The sequence below is a fragment of the Pirellulimonas nuda genome (assembly GCF_007750855.1).
In the GTDB taxonomy this organism is placed as follows: Bacteria; Planctomycetota; Planctomycetia; order Pirellulales; family Lacipirellulaceae; genus Pirellulimonas; species Pirellulimonas nuda.
Genome location: NZ_CP036291.1, coordinates 2,621,176 through 2,639,101, shown reverse-complemented (window position 1 = coordinate 2,639,101; position 17,926 = coordinate 2,621,176). Strand labels below are relative to the sequence as shown.

The following is a 17,926-nucleotide window of genomic DNA, read 5'->3' as shown; positions in this document are numbered from 1 at the left end:
GCTGCGGCCCTAGTCTGCCAGGCACGCTGGGAGGCGGGCCGGCCGCACGTTGTCGTAGCAGTCGAGTTTGGCGAAACGCCGCAGCGAGGCCGGGATGCCCACGGCCGTGAACCCGGGGTTGCCGGTAGCAGGGAACGGGCCGCCGTGATTCATGGCGGGAGATACCGCCACGCCGGTGGGCATCTTGTCGTTGATCAGCCGGCCGACGCGGCGACGCAGCGTCTGTTGCAGCCGCAACGCCAGGGCGTCGTCGTCTCCCTGGGTCGACGAATAGATCGATCCGGTCAGGCTCCCCTCGATGTGGCGGGCGACCTGGACGGCTTGTTCCCCGTCGCGCACCACCACCGCCAACGACACGGGCCCGAACGCCTCGGTCTGCAGCGCGGCTGGATTGGCGAGAAACGCGTCGCCCGTGGTCTTCAACAGCGTGTTCTGGAACCGGAACCCGGCGTCCCCGGCCTCTGCGCCGCCGCAGGCTACCTCGGCGCCCGCGGCCTTGAGCGACGCGATCGAACTGGCCAGACCGCGCACGACGGCTTCGGCAAACAACGCGCCGGCGGGGCGCTGCTGGAACCGGTCCTGCACGCCTTGCAGCACCGCCTCGGCGTCGTCGCCGGCGTGCAGCACAAACAGGTTGGGGCAGGTGCAGAACTGCCCGGCGGCCATCAGGCAGCTCCCGGCGAGCTCTTCGATGAGGGCGTCTCGTCGCTCGGCCACTGCGCCGGGCAGGAAGAAGACAGGGTTGACGCTCGACATCTCGAGGTAGATCGGCTTGCCGACCGCGTCCGCCGCGGCCTTTAGCGCCAGGCCTGCCGGCCGGCTGCCGGTGAAGGCTACCGCCGCCAGCCGGGGGTCGGCCGCCATCCGCAGGCCGTGCTCGTTCTCGACGCCGTACAGCAGTTGCACGCTCGCCGCGGGGAGCCCTGCCTCGGCAGCGGCTGCCTGGGCGGCCTGGGCCAGCAGCCTGGTGGTCGCTGGGTGGGCCGGGTGCGCCTTGGCGATCACGGGGTTGCCGGTCGCGATCGCGGCGGCGAAGTCTCCCCCCGAGACGGCGTTGAACGCCAGCGGGAAGTTGTTCGGCCCCAGCACAAACACCGGCCCCAGCGGCCCGTAGCAAGAACGGATGTTGGCCGCGGCGTCGACCACCGGCGCCCGCCACGCCCCTACGCGCGCGGCCTCGGCGGCCAATCGTAGTTGGTTGACCGTGCGGGGCATCTCGACGTCGGCCAGCCGCGGCTGGTAGGGGAGGGCGGTCTCCTCTTCGGCCTGGCGGCAGATCGCCTCGGCATTGCCGGCTAACCCCCCGGCGTAGGCGTCAAGGAACGACGCGATCTGATCGCCGGAACAGGCTTCGAGCGCTTCGGCGGCCCCCACCGCGGCGCTGAGCGCCGCGTCGCAGTCGGACCAATCGCTGACCGGAAACTCGTCGCCGATCGGCTCAGAAGTCTTCGGGTCGTGCGCGCGGAAGCCGCGTTTTGCGTTAGCAGAAACCCACTCACCGGCAATCAAAACGGGCGTCATCACCAAGTCCCCTTGCTCTCAAAACAATTGGCGAGCCGGGGGCGTCAGCCCCCGGGTTGCGTAGCGGACAACGCCGCCAACTCCGGGGGCCGACGCCCCCGGCTCGCCTTGGCTACTAGCTCGCCAGCGCTCCGGCGTACGTCTGGGCGTTGGGGCGGGTGGCGATCGCCCGACGGATGATCCCCAGCACCCGCTCGCGTTCCTCCCCCACGATCGGCAGCCGGGGCGCCCGCAGCTTCTCGGTCCCGTAGCCGCACTCGGCCACGGCGAGCTTGATGTATTGCACCAGCTTCGGGTGGGTGTCCAGGTGCAGCAGCGGCGTGTACCAGCGGTACACCTCCACCGCCTCTTGGTACCGGCCCGCCATCGCCAGGTCCCAGATCAGCCGGTTCTCGGCGGGGAACGCGTTCACCAGCCCCGAGACCCATCCCTCGGCGCCCAGCAACAGGCTTTCGAGCACCAGGTCGTCTACACCGCACAGCAGCGTGTAGCGGTCGCCCACCACGTTCTTGAGGTCGGTGATCCGGCGGACGTCTTCGGACGACTCCTTGATCGCTACCAGCTTCGGCTCGTCGGCCAGCTCGGCGAACGTCTCGGGCGAGATATCGACCCGGTAGCTGATCGGGTTGTTGTAGCACATGATCGGCAGGTCGGTCGCCGAGGCCACGGTGCGGTAGTGGTAGACCGTCTCCCGCGCATCGCTGCGGTAGACCATCGCCGGCAGCACCATCAGCCCGTCGACGCCGGCGTCCTGCGCCGCTTGGGCGGTGCGGCAGGCCATCTTGGTCGTGTACTCCGCCACGCCGGAGAGGACCGGCACACGGCCCCCGACGTGCTCGACCGTCGCCTTGAGCACGTCGATCTTTTCTTGCGGGTCGAGCGAGCAGTTCTCGCCCACCGTCCCCAGCATGATCATGCCGTGCACGCCGGCGTCGAGCATCGCGTCGAGGTGCCTGAGCGTGGCGTCGATGTTCAACGACTCGTCGTCGTTAAACTGTGTCGTAGCGGCCGGGAGGACGCCGGTCCATTGAGGCTTGTTCACGGTTCTCTCCGGGCGGGCAGGGTCGTGTGATGACGGGGTCGCGGTGGGGACAGGGGGCAGGCATCGCCTAGCAGTCACGATCGGTCTGGCCAGGGCCACCATATTGCCACAATCCGGCCCCAAGCACTACGGCCTCGGCGGGCGTGGGGCGGCAAGAAAGGCGAACGAAAAAAGCCGAGGGCCCCGCGGGCCCCCGGCTCGTAAGATACGTAGTTTGCGTGCAGCAGTTACTTCTTGAAGCGGAACAACAACGCCCCCGCCAGCCCCAGCAGGACCAACGAGCTGGGCTCGGGCACCCCGACCGGCGTTAGGATCGTCAGCGCGTCAAGTCCAGACGCATCAATCTGGAAGCCCCAGATTGGGCTATCGGCGTGGTAGACGAAACCCTGGACACCTTGACCGCTGAGTATATTTCCTCCTGCAACCGCTGAATAGGCGAGCTGCAAAGGCGTCCCCAAAGTAAGGCCATCGGCCGACAGGATGGGCGTAGCCGTACCCGGGTCGCCACCGCCCCGCTCAAACAAAAAGATATCGGTGACCGGAGACGCAAAAAGTGTTTTCAAGTAGGGAAGGCCGTCGAGCGACGCCATGTCCGGGGTTCCAGAACCGGCGCCGACAGGAACAGCAGGATCGATGAGCCAGAGGTTGTTGTCCGCTTCCGAACCCAAGTCGAACGCTTTCGGATTGCTCGTTCCCCCTACCGCGGTTCCGTCAGCAGGAAACGCGCTCCCTTCCGGCGCCCAGAGGGCCGTGCCGCCCGCCGTTAGGTTGTAGTAGCGATCGGTCTTGCCGTAGACAAACTGGCTTGAGTTGTAGGTAACCGAGTTGTAGGTAAGTCCGGTCAGGAAGATATTTGCAGGATCACTATTGTCGTAGGTGACCGCGTTGAAACCGGTCACGCTGTCCGCCGAAGCGACAGAACCGAGCAGCCCCAAGCCGATGGCGCTAAATAGAAGTCGTTTTCTGATCATTGCACTCCCCAAGTTGTAGAAAAGAAGGCGAGATGAGCCGCGCACGCCACTGGAACCATGGCGTGCCCTGTCGATGCGGTGCGCAACCCGCATTCTGATTGTATAATCGCGACAATCCGCAGCGTCAACGAAAAACCGCAAGGCAGGGCAAGAATTTTTTCGCCCCGTCGCGGTCAGTGGGGCGCCCCGCCGCCTCGACCGCGGGGCCTCGCTTTCTTTCACCTGGCGTCAACTAGTTGCGTCGGCCTGCCGAGATCGCCAGAATATCGCCGAAATGGGCATCTCGTTGAGACAGCCGTTCTCCTGCACCTCATCGCCTTCCAACCACTCGGCTCCGCGGGCGCCGAGCGCTAAGCCATTAGGCGGCCACAATCCCAGGCAACTGGTATCCGATACCGGTGTCCGCTACTGGCGGCCGCTAGCCGTCCTTCTTGATTCGTTCGTCCCCTCTTCCCACGAGCTACGCATCCATGGCCAGTCTCCCGCGCGTCCCGTTTTGCCTGATTCACCTGTTCGCAGCGACGGCGCTGCTCATCGCGGTCGGCCCGGCCCGCGCCGTTGAGGTCCGCGGCAGCGACGACAGCCCCGACACGCTGATGCGTTGGCACCGTGTGTCGCTGACGTTCGACGGCCCCACCGCCAGTGAGACCGACCCCAGCAACCCCTGCTTCAACTACCGCCTCGACGTGACGCTCCGCGGCCCCAGCGGCAAGGAGTTCACCGTGCCGGGCTTTTTCGCCGCGGACGGCAACGCCGGCCGCACAGGCGCCTCCAGCGGCGACAAGTGGCGGGCCAACTTCTGCCCCAACGAGGTGGGGGACTGGACCTGGCAGGCGTCGTTCCGTGAGGGGCGTGACGTCGCCATCGCCAAGGACCCCAAGGCGGGACAGCCCCGCAAGCCGATCGACGGGCAGTCCGGCACGTTCACGGTGGCAGAGTCGAACAAGTCGGGGCGCGACATCCGCAGCCCCGACAAGGGCCTGATCCTCAACCGCGGCGAGCACTTCCTCACGTTCGCCAGCGGCAAGCCGTTCCTGAAGGGGGGCCCGGGCGTCCCCGAGAACATGCTGGGCTACTTCGGGTTCGATAACACCACCTCCGAGAACAAGCGCGGGCCGGTGTATGAAGACATCCCGCAAGAAGAAAAGTACCTGCACCGCTACGCCGGCCACACCCGCGACTGGGAGCCGGGCGACCCCGACTGGGACCGCAACGACGGCCCGGAGGGCACCCGCAAGAACGCCGGCCGCAACTTCATCGGCATGCTCAACTTCTTGGGCCGGCAGAACGGCGTGACCAGCCTGTACATCATGACGATGAGCGTCCAGGACGACGGCGACGACACCTACCCCACCGTCGCCCACGCAGACAAAGAGCACTACGACGTCAGCAAGCTCGACCAGTGGGAAACAGTGTTCACCCACGCCGAGAGCGTCGGCATCTTCATGCACCTGCTGCTGTGCGAAGCGTCGAACGACATGTACTACAACAGCGAGGGGAAGCCGCTCGGCCGCATCCGCAAGCTCTTCTTCCGGCAGATGCTGGCCCGCTTCGGCCACCACGTGGCGTTCCAGCTCGACATCGGCGAGGAACACGACTTCACGATCCCCCAAGTCAAGGAGCAGGCGGCCTGGCTGAAGATGCTTGACGCGTACGACCACCCGATCTCCTCGCACAACCGCGGCCCCAAGCTCGAAGCGCTCTGGTCGGGGCTGGTCGGCGACCGGAACATCGACATGACGGCCGTGCAGTCGGGCCTGGGCAACCAAAAGATCTACCAGTTCGTGAAAAAGTGGCGTGAAAAATCGGCCGACGCGGGGGCGCCGCTGGTGATCTCGGGCGACGAGATCCACGGCACGATGACCGACTACGACAAGGGACGCGTCGAGAAGATGTGGCCCTGGTACCTCAGCGGCGGCGGCGGTTACGAGTGGTACCTCAAGAAGCCCGAGTCGCACAACTACGACCAGGAGGTAGACGACTACCGCATCACCAAGCAGATGCCCAAGCAGATCGGCATCGCCGTCAATGAGTTGATCAAGCTGCCGCTCAACGCGATGGCGCCTCACAACGACCTGCTCAAGGGCATGCCCAACGGCTTCTGCCTGGCGCAGCCCGGCGAGGTGTACGCCATCTACGACCAGAAGAAGGGGAGGGGCTTCCGCCTCGACCTGACCGACGCCCAAGGCGAGTTCGAGGTAAAATGGCTCAACCCCCGAAGCGGCGGCCCCTGGGCCACCGGCAGCGTCGCTGCCGTCTCCGGAGGCAAGGAAGCAGACCTGGGCGAGGCGCCCGACACCGCGGACCAGGACTGGTGCTGCATCGTGCGTAAGCAGTAGGGGGATGCTGAACATCCAACCGGTCCAGACCAGCGACGCTGCCGGACCGCTCCCTGCTCGGTCGCTGCCCCGCAGAAGGAACGCCGATGATTAGACAGACACCAGCAACGCGGAACTCGGCAGCCGCGCTGCTTGCGGTCGCTACGTTGCTCGCGTCCGGTCGCACCAGCGCGGCCGCCGATGTTGGCGCAGAGCCATCCACCAAAGCCGTCAACGTCAAGCAATTCGGCGCGATCGGTGACGGAGTTGCATCGGAGACCGCCGCGATCCAACGCGCCATCGACGCCTGCCACGACGCCGGCGGAGGGGACGTCCGCGTGCCCGCCGGCGATTTTCAGATTGGCACGATCGTGTTGAAGAGCAACGTCACGCTCTCACTCGACTTCGGGGCCAGCTTGCTGGGCAGCACCGACAAGGCCGACTATCCAACCGACGGCATCGACGACCCGAGGGAGGGTGGGCCGCATTGCTTGATCTACGCCAACGGCGCAACCAATATCGCCATCGAAGGGCTCGGCGTGATCGATGGAAGAGGGACCCCAGAACACTTCCCCAGACTCCGATCGGGCGGCAAGAACGGGGGCCTTCGCCCCCGTCTGCTGCGGATGGTCAACTGCGACGGGCTTACTTTTTCTGGACTCACTTGGAAGCGTCCCGCCTTTTGGGGATTGCACCTCATCGACTGCAAGAACGTCCGCTTCGATGCGGTGACAATCCGGTTCCGCAACAACAACTACAACAACGACGGGATCGATCTGGACGGTTGCCAGCGCGTTCTGATCGAGAACTGTGACATCGATTCCGGTGACGACGCGATCTGCCTGAAGAGCTCGAAGAATCCGTGCCGCAACATTGTGGTGCGTCGGTGCAAGGTGTCCAGCAACACGGCTGCATTAAAGTTCGGCACGTCATCCCGGGGCGGATTCATCGATGTCAGCGTCACCAACTGCTATTTCTTCAACTGCCCCATGGGCGCCATCAAGCTGCAGTCGGTGGACGGCGGACGCCTGGAGAACGTCGATATCTCTCGGATCGTAATGAAGAATGTTGGCAATCCCCTTTTCATGCGATTGGGCAATCGAGGCAGCACCTTCGGCGACGGACGAGCGGGCGCCCTGGTAGGCACGTTGAAGAACATACGAGTCAGCGATGTGGTCGCCGAGGTGGCCGTAGAGGATCGGGCGAAGGCCGCCGAAGCCGCGTACAAGAACCTCGAAGCGGCTCCCAACGCGGGCGTGACCGACAAGGAAAAGTCAAAATCCGGCCCGATCATGATCACGGGGCTCCCCGGTCACTACATCGAAGACGTGGTCCTGGAGAACATCAAGATCTCCTACCCGGGCAATGGCACGCAAGAAGACGCCAAACGGGTTGTGCCAGAGGACGAGCATCGCTACCCCGAGCAGTATTTCTTTGGCGTACTGCCGGCCTGGGGCGCCTATGTCCGCCACGCCAAGAACGTTCAATTCAACAATGTCGAGCTGTCAACACGCGGGCCGGACCAACGCGACAAGATCGTGTTGGATGACGTCATCTCTTCCGTCTCCGAAGCCCACCACGTGGCGCCCCCCGGCCCGGGCGACTGGTCCAAAGTGCGTCTGTTCGGCCACGCCTTCCGGAACGACGATTTTACGCCCGAACAATACGGTTTCATCCGAGACCATTTCTCCATCTTTACGATCGAGAAACGGCATGCAAAGAATGTCTATGGCGCTACCAGCACCGAGCACGCCGCGGCAGAGACCGCAAAGAAACTGCTGAAGAACAACCCAGACATGCGCGTGCTGCTCTACTGGAGCACCAGGGCGATCGCACCATAACTCACCTCCCGCACAGGACTTCCAGCCGATACTGGTCGCTCCATGCGGCCGCGAGGCGTTTGTTCTTGACGCCCAGCTTGCGTGAGGTGTTGTTCTTGAGCAGGCTCAGCGCTGTCCTGCGCAGCAGGCTGAAGTTGGCGTCGGCGTGGCCTTTGCGGATGCGGCATTGGTCTTCGCCGAAGGTGACGTCTAGTTGCCAGTGCAACGCGTTCTCGATCGCCCAGTGGCCACGGACCGCGTCGGCGAACTTTTGGCCGCTGAGGTAGCGGCTGGCGATGTAGTAGCGGGTGTCGTGCGTCTGCGTTCCGTCGGCGTGGGTCGTGATGCGGCACGCCAGGCCGATCGCCTTGAGCCCGCGCCACTTGCTCCCCTCGTCGAACCCGTCCGGAAGCTTCGCTAAGTAGTAGTAGCGATCGTCCTGCCGGCCGTGCCCCTTCTCGTACGACTCGGAGCGGCGGCAATCGATGCCGCTGCAATCGTCTTCGAGGTGGGCGGCGAAGAAGCCCTTGATCGCTGTGTGCAGCTTGGGCTGGTTCCCCTTGACCGCCAGCACGTAGTCCCCCCCTCCCACGACGATCTGCTCGGCGATCTCCCGCTGGCAGCCCATCGCATCGATCGTCACCAAACACCCCTGGATTTCTAGGATATCCAGCAGCTTGGGAATGGCCGTGATCTCGTTGCTCTTCGCGTCGGTGACCACCTGCCCCAGCGCGATGTGATTGGCCGACGCCCACGCGCTGACCATGTGGATCGGCGCCTTGCTGCTCGCCGCGTCGAAGCTCCTCCGTAAGGTCTTGCCGTCGATCGCGATCACCTGCCCTTCGGTCACCTCGTGCAACGCCGTGATGAAGCTCAGCAGGCACTTCTCGAACTCCGCCGGCTTGATCGCCGCGAAGACCGCGTTGAAGCGGTCGTGCGAGGGGACCCCACTGCTCATGTCCAAGAATCTCGCCAGCCAATCCTTCTTCTCCCGCGACCAGTCGGCGATCGCCACGAAGTCGTCCGCCCCGCTCAGCACCGCGCACAACGCCATCGCCACGATGTTCACCAGCGGGTAGGTCACCTCACGCCGACGCGGGTCGGTGAGGCCCTCGAAATGCTCCGCAATCCGCACGCTCGCCTTGGCGCCCATGCCCATCCCTCCAGGTCCCGCCGGCCGCCAGGCAACACCTGCTGCCATTCCAAACGCCGGCTTGCCTAGAGGGTCGCATATTGCCTAGCTTGGCGCAATCGCCGTGGCTGGAGCACCAACACAGCGTACAGCCGGTTCTACACCACCATCCGGGATGCGGTGGCAGAACACCCGGGCTGGGTAGAGGAGGTCCGGGAAGGAACCGTTCGCTGGACCTACGCCAACAGCGCCGCCCGCAACTGGTGGGCCGACACGGCCGACCGGTTGGTCCACGACAGCGCCCTGAACGGCGTCTTCGGCGACGGCGCCCCGGGCGCCAACGCCCGCGGGCAATTGGAGAACGTCGAGAGCTGCCTGGAGCGGCTGTCTAGTTTCGTTATCTACAACGGCTACCGCGTGCAGTCCTCCAGCAAGTGCGCAGCCGGGGCGAGCACGCTCGCTCATGCAGACGGCGTCTTCTGCGAAGCCTTCTTTCGGTCCTCGGTTGAGACCGCCGATGAGGGCGTGAAGCTCATGGACGAGCTATTGGCCATCCCCCCCGACAAATACATTCTTTGCCGCGGCGCGGGGGACGGCGCCTTTGGCGCCACCCACGACTTCTCACTCGCCTGCTACCTGATCATCGCCAACGACTACTCGTTCTATAGCTGGGGGGGCGCCAAGAACTCCTACGCCGCCGACGACTCCCTCATTTACTGGTCCGACGACTTTGCTCAAGAGATCGGCAAGCCGCTGGGCAAGGCCGCCAAGGCCGGCTACGCCTACCACCGCGATTTTGAGCACTGCAGCGTCGATGTAGACCTAGAAGCAAAGACCTCGTCCATCGCCTGGAAACGCCCGGACAAGAAGACCACCCCAGCAAGATAGCCTCATCCCACTTACGCGCTCCAAGAGATCAGAATGAAAAGGGCACAAGAGCTAGCGTTTGCGGCGGCGCTGCTGTGTGGGTTCACTGCGCATGCAGAAACCGAGCCCCCCACTCAGCAGGCTAAAGAGAGGCCCAATATTGTCGTGGTGGTGGCTGACGACATGGGCTGGGGCGATTCAGCAACCTTCGGAAACAAGCTGATCCAGACGCCTAACATGGATCGGCTGGCGGCTCAGGGGGTCAAGCTGACCCAGTGCTACTCCGCCTGCGGGGTCTGTTCGCCCTCGCGGTCGGCGATCTTGACCGGTCGCACGCCCTACCGCAACGGCGTCTACCGTCATCTGTCCGGGAGACACGAGGCCCACCTTCGCGCCAGTGAAATCACCTACCCGGAGCTGCTGAAGGACATCGGCTACGAGACCTGCCACGTCGGCAAGTGGCACCTGCTCTCACGGCAACAGTTCAACAACCCGGCGTATCCCCAGCCGGACCAACACGGCTACGACTACTGGATGTTCACCCAGAACAACGCCGAGCCCAGCCACAAGAACCCCGAAAACTTTGTCCGCAACGGCCAGCCGGTCGGGCCGACCGAGGGCTACTCCGCCCAGATCGTGGCGGGGGAAGCGGTGCAATGGCTCAAGAAGATCCACGATCCGAAAAAGCCGTTCGCCCTGACCGTTTGGTTTCATGAGCCGCACGCCAAGATCGCCACCGATCCGCGTTTCGAAGCGCTCTACCAGGGGCGCCAGAACAGCAAGTACATGGGCAACATCACCCAGATGGACAACGGGCTGGGCATGGTGCTGGACGCGCTGGACGATCTAGGGGTCAGCGACAATACGCTCGTGTTCTTCACTTCGGACAACGGCCCCGTCCCCGCGTTTGGGGGCTCCTCCGGCGGCCTGCGCGGCAACAAGCGCAGCGAATACGAAGGCGGCGTCCGGGTGCCCGGGCTGGCGCACTGGCCGGGCCGGGTCCCGCCGGGCTCCGTCAGCGACGTGCCGGTGATCGGCTCCGACGTCTTTGCCACGGCGCTCGACATCACCGGCCTGCCGCTGCCGACCGACCGCACGATCGACGGGGTGAGCATGGTCCCCGCCTTGTCGGGAGAGCCGGTCGAGCGCAATGTCCCCATGTTCTGGCGCACGCATGTCTCCGGGCCGAACGAACGAGTCGCCATGCGCATCGGCGACTGGAAGATCGTCGGCGACGAGACGCTCACCAAGTTCCAGCTCTACGAGGTCCAAAAGGACTGGCAGGAAAAGAACGATCTGGCCCAACAGATGCCCGAGAGAACCGAAGAGATGAAAAAGACCCTCCTCAAGCTCTGGGCGGACATCAAGTCAGAAGGCCCCAATCAGTGGTGGGAGAGCGAGAAGCAGCCCCCCGGAAAAGGCGGGACGCTCAATTACTAAAGACCGGAATGCAAACACCTCGCGATTTCACTATGAAGACGAAGAACAGACTTCTCTGCACCCTGCTTGTGCTGCTGGCGCTCACGCCCTCGGTGGCGTGTTCCGAGTCGACGGACGACGCCCACATGGAGTGGTGGCGGGACGCTCGCTTCGGGATGTTCATCTACTGGGGCCTCTATTCGGTCGCCGGCGGGGAATGGAAGGGTGTGGATTACGGCAAGGAACAGGGGGGCGCCAGCGCGGAATGGCTGATGCGGAGCGCCAAGATCTCCAAGGAGGAGTACCGTGATACCCTGGCGCCGAAGTTTAACCCCACGAATTTTGACGCCGCGGAGTGGGTGTCCATCGCCAAGGGCGCCGGCATGAAGTACATGGTCATCACCTCCAAGCACCATGACGGCTTTTGCCTGTTCGACACCGAGGCGACGGACTTCAACGTGATGGACGCCACGCCGTTCAAGCGCGACATCATCAAGGAGCTCGCGGAGCAGTGCGAGACGCAGGGGCTCCGCTTCGGAGTCTACTACTCGCAGTTCAAGGACTGGCGCCATCGTTCGCCGGGGGGCGTCTTGAGCAACGAGGAGTACCTTGAGCTGGTTGAGAAGAACCTGGATGAGCTGTTGTCCAACTATGGCGATATGGCCGTCCTGTGGTTCGACGTGGGGGGCAACAACGTGATCGAGGCCGACCGGCAAGGTGCGCGAGTTGCAGCCGAATGCCGTCATCTGCAGCCGCCTCTACAGCCGCCGGGTGCCGGTGGAACAGCGCAGGTACGCCGACTTTGAATCGCTGCCAGACCGGATGCTTCCCACGAAGCGCATGACGCAAGATACCGAAACTTGCATGACGATGCGTCACAACTGGGGCTACGACCGCAACGACGCGGACTGGAAGAGCCCGAAGGACATCATCGAGTTTCTGGCGCTGTGCAGCGCGCGGGGGGTGAACCTCCTGCTCAACGTGGGCCCGACCCCGGAAGGCGCCTTTCTGCCCGAGGAAAGGGAGCGATTGAACGAGGTCGGTGAATGGATGAAGGTGAACGGCGAGTCGATCTACGGGACGCAGTACTCGCCGGTGGAGTTCGATTTCTGGTGGGGAGCGATGACCCAGAAAGACAACACCCTCTACCTGCACGTCCTGGAGTGGGCGCCCGCAGGCATTGAGTTCCATGGCGTCGTCGGCAAGCCCTCCAAGGCCTACTTCCTGGCGGACCCAAAGCGCACGCCGTTGCCGTTGATTTATGACGCAGAAGGCCACGTCACGAAGATAGAAGTGCCCGCGACGGCGCCCGACTCACGAGACACCGTAATCGCCGTGCAGTACGATGCGCCCGTGGCCGCAGACCCACAAGCGCACGGGAAGCACCACTGGTACACGACGCGCAGCAAGAGGCACACCGAGATCGCCAGGAAGCGGTAGCAAGCTGGAAGAAGTACCTGCCCGGCTCGCGGCGGCGCGGGGTGGTAGGCGCCCTGCAGGGGTGCGCCACCCTTCCACTCCCCCCTTTCTTTCTGTGATGAAGGGCGTCACCTTGACGTCACCGGCGCCTCACCCGGGCGCCGGCCCCGCCTCAGCCGCGTGAAAATTGACGCCGGCGCGCTCGGATTGGTAGAAAGCGCTAGCGCTCGACTCGCGGGTCGACAGGTCCCGCTAGATTCTACAGATCGTTTGGAAACAGGCGTGGCGGATCCGTTCATCCCGTTCCTTCGGGCGCCAAGCATCGCCGCTGCTGTGCGGGGGGCTTGCCTCGAAGGGACCTCATGCAGCTCCAACCAATGGTAACCGTTCACGGGCCGGTGTGACGCGATTCGGAAATGACCTGGACATGGCCGTTGGATTTCGGCCCCAATGCTCGGATGAGGGTTCCGAAGCCACGTATCGAATTGCCGCCCGAAGCCGAGCCGGCGCGAGATTTTATCGAGGTGTTGGTCGCCAGGTACGAGAAGCGGATTGACGAGCTTGAAAAGCGGGTCGCGTCTCTGACGGCTCAGGTGCAGAAGCTCACCCCGCGCAACTCTTCGCTGCCGCCTAGCAGCGAGCACCCACACGCGAAGCCCCAACCTCCGCTACGCCCGGGCAATAAGCGCAAGCAGGGTGGGCAGAAGGGCCACAAGCGGCATCTGCGTGCGCTGGTCCCGAGCGAACAATGCCGCAGCGTCATGGCCTGCTATCCGGCTGGCTGCCGTCGCTGTGGCGGGCGGCTGCGGCCCGACGCGACCGAGCCCAAACGGCATCAAGTGTGGGACCTGCCCCCCATCCAGCCGGCCATAGACGAGTACCAACTCTTCCGCGGCCACTGCCCCGGTTGCGGCATCACGACCCGCGCCGAGTTGCCCCCGGGCGTCCCGGGCGGTCAGTGTGGGCCGCGGCTGGCGGCCTTCACCGGGCTGTTGATGGGACACTTCCGCCAGAGCAAGCGCCGCGCGTCGGCGTTCCTAGGGGACCTGCTGAACATCCCCTGCAGCCCGGCGTGGACCGTCAAGATCCAGAACCTGGTGAGCGGCGCGGTCGCTGCGCCGTACGAAGAGCTCCGCAGCAAGCTGACCCAGCAGAAGCAGCTCTACGTCGATGAGTCGCCCACCAAAGAGAGCAAGCAGAAGGCGTGGCTATGGGTCGCCGTGGCGCCGGCGTTCGCCGTGTTTGGCGTCTTCGGGAATCGATCGCGTGAGTCGCTCGTCTCGCTGGTGGGCGACTACTCGGGGATCATCCTGAACTGCGATCGGGCCAAGATGTACCTCGACGGCAAGCGGCTGCAGTGGTGCTGGGCCCACCTGAAACGCGACATCCAGAATCTGATCGATTCGCCCAACGGCCAAGTCAAACATCTGGGACGCGACCTGATGCGAGAGCACGTCCGGCTGTTCAAGCTCTGGAACCGTTACAAAGCCGGCAAGATCAAGTGGCGCGCCTTTCAGGCCGACGCAGCGCCGATCCGCGACAGCGTGAACGGACTCGTGCTGCGCGGCAGCTACAGCGGCAACAAGCAGCTCGTCGGCTTCTGCGACGGGCTGCTGCCCCGCAAAGAGCACTTGTGGACGTCCCTGGAGGTGGAAGGGGTCGAGCCGACCAATAATACGGCCGAGCGTGCGCTCCGCCCGGCCGTGATCTACCGCAAGCTCAGCTTCGGCACGCAGAGCGCCTCGGGAAGCCGCTACCTAGAGCGGATGCTGAGCGTCTCGGAAACCTGCCGACTCCAGAACCGCAGCGCCTACGAGTACCTCGTTGAAGCGATGCAGGCTCACTTCGCAAGAAGGACCGCACCCTCACTGCTGACAGCAAAGAGCGCCAATGCATACGCCGCGGCGTGAATCAATTCACCAGGTCGTGAACGGTTACTCCAGGAACAATTGCCCCGGCTCGACGTTTTATGGGCGGTGTCTTAACAACACCGAGATCAAGTACCTGGGCGACGGGGTGTTCTTCTACGCCAACCGGGTAGAACTGCGTGAGATCACCGACGGCACGAGCGCCACGATGCTCGCCGGTGAAACGGTCCACAGCGACAACGAGTATCAGTTCAACACGTGGGCATGGACAAACCGCTACACATCGAGCGTACGCACCACCACCGCGCCGCTGAACTACCCGGTGAACTTGACGTCCGGCTTCGTGATGTGGGCCAACAACAACACGGGCACCAACGGTGCGTTTGGCAGCAGCCACCCCGGGGGCGCCTTCTTCGTGTTTGCCGACGGGCACGTGCCGTTTATCAGCGAGCAGATCGACCAAGACCTCTACGAAGCCCTTTCCACCCGGGCCGGCGGAGAAGTCATTGCCGACAGCGGCATTTAATGTCGGCATTTAATGGCGGCACTTGAGAGCGGCACGTGAAGGATCCGTCACCCAACCTCAGTTAAACAAGCAATCTGTCTATGCACTCCCTCCCGAGCCCGAGCCGTCCCCGCCGTCGATTTAGGGGGGTGTTGGCCCTGCTGACCACACTCACCGTCACGGGTGCGGCTGGCTGCGGCGATGGACGCCCAGCCAGGGTCAAGGTTGCGGGCACTGTGATGATCGACGGCCAGCCGATTTCCACCGGAAGCATCGGTTTCAAGCCGGTGGGCGGCGGCCGGATCGGCGGCGGCCGCATCGAACCCGACGGCAGCTTCTTCATCAGCATGTACGAGAAGGGCGACGGCCTGACAACCGGCAGCTACACCGTAGCCGTAAGTGCGCTCGAACCGGTCAGCAACACTTCTCAGCGGTGGTACGCGCCCAAGAAGTACGCCGACCACAAGACCTCCGAGCTGGTCGTTGAGATCACCAAACCCACGAGCGACCTCAACCTCGAATTGACCTGGGAGGGGGACGACCACGACCAGCCCTGGGTCGAAAACCTGTAGCGCGCCGCTTCCGCCTTGCGGCGGCCGACGTCCCGCCCAGTTCGATGCCCACCTCAGCCGCTCAAAATAAGAGACTGACCTGTCCGTGGAATCCGCACCACCTCAGACGGCCCACGGCTAGAACCGCTCGACAAACGGCTTTCCACCGTCCCACTGCAGCTCGATCTTCAGGTCGTCGATCGCTGAGTCGACGTCGACCTCAAGCCCTGAGGTCGACGGGCTGGCGTACTTTTGCGGGGCGTGCCATCGCTGTGCGACCTCGCCCATGGGCTCCGTCGCCTTGACCTGGACCCGGTATTTGCCCGGCGGCAGCCCGTCTCCGGGCTCGTAACAGGAGGCCGTAAACGTGCCATCGGCGCCGATTGCGCCGCCCCCCGGCCTCCCTTGCTCGGGGAAGAACAAGATCGAGCCGTGCGTCAACGGGGCGCCGTCGATAAGCACGACGCCGGAAACCGGCACGCGAACGGGTCGGCCGTCGCCGCAGCCGATGAGCCCGCACAGCGCAATCCCGAGAAGCATCGCGGGGACGCCCCGACGCCGAAAGTTATCCACGACGACTCCTTTCTGAAAATCTGAGCCCGGCCCGTACGCCTCGTTCATCCCAAGCCCCCGACGTTAGTTGATGGATTCGGTAAGGACTTCGGCGCGGTCGCGGGATGCGAGCTGCTGGTAGGTCACGTGGTCGACGCCGTCGGTGAGGAACGAGATGTGCCCATCGCCGAACAGGAAGTTCACCCCACCGGGGTGCTTGCTGGCGAAGCCGCCGTTGCTGGCCTCGGCCCCCCCGCCCGCGATCAGCAGCCCGGCGCCGCTGTCGAGGCCGATCGGGAAATTGAGCGGGGTCGTGTCGCAGCCCTGCCGGCCGGCGGGGAAGCGGCCGTTCGTGTTCTCGTAGTTCAGCAGCGCAATGCCAATCTGCTTCAGATTGTTGACGCACTGGGCGCGCCGCGCCGCCTCGCGGGCTGCTTACACCGCGGGGAGCAGCAGGGCGACGAGGGTGCCGATGATGGCGATTACCACCAACAGCTCAACGAGGGTGAAGCCGCTACGAGGGTCGTGTTGGCGCATCCCTGAGACTCCTAGACTTACAAATTGGAACGGACGCGGCGGCAGGTAGTCGTCGCTGGGACGCGCATCCGGAACGCCGGGCGAAAAACCCACCCGATGAGACCCCCCCGCAACCGGGCGAGTCAATCCCTGGTCGACCCACGGCCGCTTCTTGGGTCGCAGCCCTTGGGCCCGCTGCTCAGGCGGCTGCAGCGTTGGGTTTGCTGCGCCGGGGCGGGGCGGGCGTGATCCGGGATCTGTTGCCCGTGGGCACTCGCGGCGGCACCTCGGGCAGGCCTTGTGCGCCCCATCAAAGACATGCACGTGGCGCCTGACGCCACCAATTCTACCGCAGCTTCGGATCCGGCCACCTGGTAAGCGGACCGGCCTAACGCAGGTCACAAGCCGCCCCACAGCAACTTGGCCACGCCGTGGCGCCGGGGGTTGAGCTGGTCTGGGGGGGACCTATCAAAAAAAAGACCTCCGCTGGCCCCCCGACGAACGACTTTCGTCGTCTGCCTGGGGGGCCTTCGCGGAGGCCAGCTCTCTGCGTCTACGCCCGAGCGTGGGCGACTCTGCAACGCAACGGATCAGCCACGCCGGCCGGCAAGCGACCGTGCGCGTCCGCCCGCGAGCGCCGCAAATGCTAAGACGCTCAGCAGCGCCGCACCGGGCTCCGGAACGCTCGCGGCCTGCAGCGCGCCAGAGGCGCCATTGCCGAACTCGTTCTTCCAAAGCGTGTAGTCCGCGGCGTCAACGCCGCCGGAGCCGCTGCCGTTGCCGTTGAGCGCATCTTCATTCGCGGCGCCCAAGTTATCCCGCCACACGGTGTAGTCGGCCGCGTTAACGGCGCCGTCGTCGTTATAGTCCCCGGGGGTCCCGAAGAACGCCAGGTCGAGTTCGTTAACGAGGAGGTCATTATTAATCTCGCCCTCGAAGAAAGTCGGTCCGTTGAGCCCATCCAGGTCCGCCATGGCGCCGAGGTTGGCCATCACAATCGCTTTGTCCAGGGCGTTGGTTACGCCGTCGAGATTGACGTCGGTGATGTCGGTGACCCCAACCCGAAACATCTTGATGCCGAGAACAGCATTGGTGATGTACAAGGGGGAGTTAGGATCGTTTTCAGCGGGGTCGATAAAGCTAGAGTGTTGTGAAACTCGGGTAGGAAGGGCCGGAGAAGACTGACCACTGCCCCGCACGAGGTTGATCTGCGCCCGGTCGAGGATCAATCCCGTGATGACGTTCGAATTTCCTCCCCAAGGCTCGGTCGGCGCGGAAGTGCCTGTCGCTGTTGACTCTCCGCCGTTCTTGTTGAGTGCTTCGCTCACTTCCGTCTCGGCCCCGACCGTAGCTGCCGCGCCCCCCAACTACTAAGTCGATCCGCGATCTTTGGTGAATTTTCTTACCGCAGCAAGGTGGGAGGCC

At 64.2% G+C, this 17,926-nt stretch carries 14 protein-coding genes and 3 pseudogenes; 9 read left to right on the top strand and 8 right to left on the bottom strand.

What is annotated here, in order from left to right; all coding sequences use genetic code 11:
* Nucleotides 1-9 precede the first annotated feature (9 nt).
* The 3 genes from Pla175_RS10685 to Pla175_RS10675 form a co-directional block, all read right to left on the bottom strand.
* Nucleotides 10-1,521: an aldehyde dehydrogenase family protein gene (locus Pla175_RS10685; RefSeq protein ID WP_145284066.1), complete on the bottom strand. Its 1,512-nt coding sequence runs from the start codon at nucleotides 1,519-1,521 to the stop codon at nucleotides 10-12.
* A 115-nt stretch (nucleotides 1,522-1,636) separates the two neighbouring features.
* Nucleotides 1,637-2,563, bottom strand: a complete 927-nt coding sequence (locus Pla175_RS10680; RefSeq protein WP_231954330.1) for a dihydrodipicolinate synthase family protein — start codon at nucleotides 2,561-2,563, stop codon at nucleotides 1,637-1,639.
* 227 nt (nucleotides 2,564-2,790) lie between these two features.
* Complete coding sequence (locus Pla175_RS10675; RefSeq protein WP_145284060.1) at nucleotides 2,791-3,627, bottom strand: PEP-CTERM sorting domain-containing protein; 837 nt, start codon at nucleotides 3,625-3,627, stop codon at nucleotides 2,791-2,793.
* 377 nt (nucleotides 3,628-4,004) lie between these two features.
* Here Pla175_RS10675 and Pla175_RS10670 point away from each other — a divergent pair, with 377 nt between their 5' ends.
* Nucleotides 4,005-5,873: a DUF5060 domain-containing protein gene (locus Pla175_RS10670; protein ID WP_145284057.1), complete on the top strand. Its 1,869-nt coding sequence runs from the start codon at nucleotides 4,005-4,007 to the stop codon at nucleotides 5,871-5,873.
* An 86-nt stretch (nucleotides 5,874-5,959) separates the two neighbouring features.
* Nucleotides 5,960-7,693: a glycoside hydrolase family 28 protein gene (locus Pla175_RS10665; RefSeq protein ID WP_145284054.1), complete on the top strand. Its 1,734-nt coding sequence runs from the start codon at nucleotides 5,960-5,962 to the stop codon at nucleotides 7,691-7,693.
* Between the two features lies 1 nt (nucleotide 7,694).
* Here Pla175_RS10665 and Pla175_RS10660 read toward each other — a convergent pair whose 3' ends face one another.
* The gene (locus Pla175_RS10660; protein ID WP_145284051.1) at nucleotides 7,695-8,825 is read right to left on the bottom strand and encodes an ISAs1 family transposase; all 1,131 of its coding nucleotides are present in this window, start codon (nucleotides 8,823-8,825) and stop codon (nucleotides 7,695-7,697) included.
* A gap of 99 nt (nucleotides 8,826-8,924) precedes the next feature.
* Here Pla175_RS10660 and Pla175_RS10655 point away from each other — a divergent pair.
* From Pla175_RS10655 to Pla175_RS10630, 7 genes and pseudogenes are all read left to right on the top strand, one after another.
* Nucleotides 8,925-9,692: pseudogene (locus Pla175_RS10655) on the top strand (putative glycoside hydrolase); the annotation flags it as partial.
* Between the two features lie 33 nt (nucleotides 9,693-9,725).
* A complete protein-coding gene (locus Pla175_RS10650; protein ID WP_145284045.1) occupies nucleotides 9,726-11,111 on the top strand; it encodes a sulfatase-like hydrolase/transferase in 1,386 nt (461 codons plus the stop codon).
* 32 nt (nucleotides 11,112-11,143) lie between these two features.
* A complete protein-coding gene (locus Pla175_RS26760; protein ID WP_261342813.1) occupies nucleotides 11,144-11,896 on the top strand; it encodes an alpha-L-fucosidase in 753 nt (250 codons plus the stop codon).
* Nucleotides 11,808-12,530, top strand: a complete 723-nt coding sequence (locus tag Pla175_RS26755; protein ID WP_315851511.1) for an alpha-L-fucosidase — start codon at nucleotides 11,808-11,810, stop codon at nucleotides 12,528-12,530. The genes Pla175_RS26760 and Pla175_RS26755 overlap by 89 nt, the downstream gene beginning before the upstream one ends.
* A 464-nt stretch (nucleotides 12,531-12,994) precedes the next feature.
* Complete coding sequence (gene tnpC, locus Pla175_RS10640; protein WP_197527412.1) at nucleotides 12,995-14,419, top strand: IS66 family transposase; 1,425 nt, start codon at nucleotides 12,995-12,997, stop codon at nucleotides 14,417-14,419.
* 16 nt (nucleotides 14,420-14,435) lie between these two features.
* The gene (locus Pla175_RS10635) at nucleotides 14,436-14,903 is read left to right on the top strand and encodes a DUF1559 family PulG-like putative transporter (RefSeq protein WP_197527411.1); all 468 of its coding nucleotides are present in this window, start codon (nucleotides 14,436-14,438) and stop codon (nucleotides 14,901-14,903) included.
* Between the two features lie 218 nt (nucleotides 14,904-15,121).
* Nucleotides 15,122-15,454 carry a hypothetical protein gene (locus Pla175_RS10630; RefSeq protein WP_145284035.1) on the top strand — a complete coding sequence of 111 codons (333 nt, stop codon included), beginning with the start codon at nucleotides 15,122-15,124 and terminating at the stop codon, nucleotides 15,452-15,454.
* Nucleotides 15,455-15,571: 117 nt separating this feature from the next.
* Here Pla175_RS10630 and Pla175_RS10625 read toward each other — a convergent pair whose 3' ends face one another.
* The 4 genes and pseudogenes from Pla175_RS10625 to Pla175_RS10615 form a co-directional block, all read right to left on the bottom strand.
* Entirely contained in the window at nucleotides 15,572-16,006 is a 435-nt protein-coding gene (locus Pla175_RS10625; protein WP_145284032.1) for a carboxypeptidase regulatory-like domain-containing protein, read from the bottom strand.
* Between the two features lie 63 nt (nucleotides 16,007-16,069).
* Nucleotides 16,070-16,228: pseudogene (locus tag Pla175_RS26490) on the bottom strand (H-X9-DG-CTERM domain-containing protein); the annotation flags it as partial.
* Nucleotides 16,229-16,315: 87 nt separating this feature from the next.
* A pseudogene (locus Pla175_RS26485) lies at nucleotides 16,316-16,522 on the bottom strand (type II secretion system protein); the annotation flags it as partial.
* A gap of 569 nt (nucleotides 16,523-17,091) precedes the next feature.
* Nucleotides 17,092-17,604, bottom strand: a complete 513-nt coding sequence (locus Pla175_RS10615; RefSeq protein ID WP_145284029.1) for a hypothetical protein — start codon at nucleotides 17,602-17,604, stop codon at nucleotides 17,092-17,094.
* Nucleotides 17,605-17,926 lie beyond the last annotated feature (322 nt).